This is a genomic window from Streptomyces sp. NPDC058239 (genome assembly GCF_042882185.1).
Classification (GTDB): Bacteria; Actinomycetota; Actinomycetes; order Streptomycetales; family Streptomycetaceae; genus Streptomyces.
The window spans coordinates 1-2023 of record NZ_JBHVWS010000138.1 but is presented as its reverse complement, the minus strand read 5'-3'; the positions used below and the strand labels follow the sequence as shown (position 1 = coordinate 2023).

The following is a 2023-nucleotide window of genomic DNA, read 5'->3' as shown; positions in this document are numbered from 1 at the left end:
CCGGCCCACATACCCGCGCGCCAGACCCGCACCGGCCACATACAGCTCACCGGCAACCCCCGGCGCCACCGGAGACAGCCACTGGTCGAGCACGTACGTGCGTGTGTTGGGGATCGGCGAGCCGATGGGGACGACGCTGCCGGACACCCGCTCGGGCGTCAGACGCGTCGTGGTCACACCGATCGTGGTCTCGGTCGGACCGTAATGGTTGAACACGGCACGCTCACCCGCGACCGACAACACGTCCCGCACCCACGCGGGAGAAGCCGCCTCACCACCCAGGACAAGCGACTTGGCCGGCAGCACGGCCGCCAGATCGCCGGCAGCGGCCAGGGCCGCCAAGTGCGAAGGAACCGCCTTCACATGGTCGATGGCGTGCTCGGTCAGATACGCGGTCACCGCGGCCGGGTCAGTAGCGGCCTCCTCATCAAGGATGTGCAGCTCACCCCCGGTCGTCAGACTCGCGAACACCACCGTGTTGCCGAGGTCCGTGGCCTGCGCCTGAAGCAGCGCATACCGGTCCCCCGGAGTGCCGATTCCGACCCTGGCCGGGACGGTGGCGACGTAATTGGCCAGGGAGCCGTGTGTGATCGCGACGCCCTTGGGCGTGCCCGTCGAGCCCGAGGTGTAGATCACGTACGCGAGCGCGTCCGCCACCGGACCCGTCTGCGGCGCGGTCGCCGCGCACGCACCGACCTCCGCGACGACCGCGGGATCATCCAGAACGAGCACGGACGACGCCCGGCCCGCCGGACCATCAAGCAGCGCCCGGGTGGTCACAAGCACCACCGCGCCGCTGTCCGCCAGCATGAAAGAGATCCGCTCGGCGGGCTGTTCCGGATCGACCGGCAGATAACCCGCACCGGCCTTCCACACCGCCAGAATCGCAGCAATGGTCTCCACACCACGCGGCAGACACAGACCCACCACCGACTCCGCACCCACACCCTGACCCACCAGATAGTGCGCAAGCCGATTGGCACGGGCATCCAGCTCCCCGTACGACACCTCCACACCACCAGCCACGACCGCCACCGCATCCGGCGTCCGCGCCACCTGCGCCTCGAAACGGGCCGCCACCATGCCGGCCGGCACCTCGACCGCAGTGTCGTTCCACTCCACCAGAACCCGACGCCGCTCCACCTCATCAAGAACGTCCACAGCACTCAGCCGCAACCGCGGATCAGCCGCCACAGTCTCCAGAACACACGCGAAACGCATCGCGAGCCGCCCCGCAGTACCCGCCTCGAACAGATCGGCCGAAGCCGTCAGCACACCACGCAACCCCGCCGGGGCACCCTGCGCATCGAACGTCTCCTCAACACCCACGGACACATCGAACTTCGCCGCCGAGGCACCGGCCGCAAGCTCCTCCTCCACCTCGCCGACCTGAACACCCGGCAACTCCAAAGAAGCCTCCGCCGTGTTCTGCAAAGTCAGCATCACCTGGAACAACGGGTGCCGAGCCAGAGAACGCGCCGGCGCCAAGTCCTCCACCAGACGCTCGAACGGCACGTCCTGATGGGCGAACGCAGACAGACCCGTCTCCCGCACCCGGCCAAGGACCTCGACGAACATCGGATCACCGGACAGATCCGTACGCAGCACGAGCGTATTGACGAAGAAGCCGACAAGATCATCGAGAGCCACATCAGTACGCCCGGCATTCGCCGACCCGATCGGGATGTCCGTACCCGCACCGAGCCGGGACAACAGCACCGCGAGAGCAGCCTGAAGCACCATGAACGGCGTCACACCCTCAGCACGCGCCAGCTCCGCCAGACGCGCATGCACCTCAGCCGGAACATCGAAGAGCACACGATGCCCCCGATAGCTCGCAACCGCCGGACGCACATGATCGAAAGGAAGCCGCAGCTCCTCCGGAGCCCCCGCCAAAGCCTCCCGCCAGAAAGCGACCTGACGGGAAAGCACACTCTCCGGATCGCTCTCCTCACCGAGCAGCTCACGCTGCCACAACGCATAATCCGCGTACTGCACCGGCAACGGCTCCCACCCAGGAGCC

Annotated in this window: 1 protein-coding gene; it reads right to left on the bottom strand. The window is 67.5% G+C overall.

What is annotated here, in order from left to right; genetic code table 11:
• On the bottom strand, positions 1 to 1998 hold a 1998-nt coding region (locus ACFVYE_RS47210; protein ID WP_389609764.1), incomplete at its 3' end, for an AMP-binding protein.
• Positions 1999 to 2023: the final 25 nt, after the last annotated feature.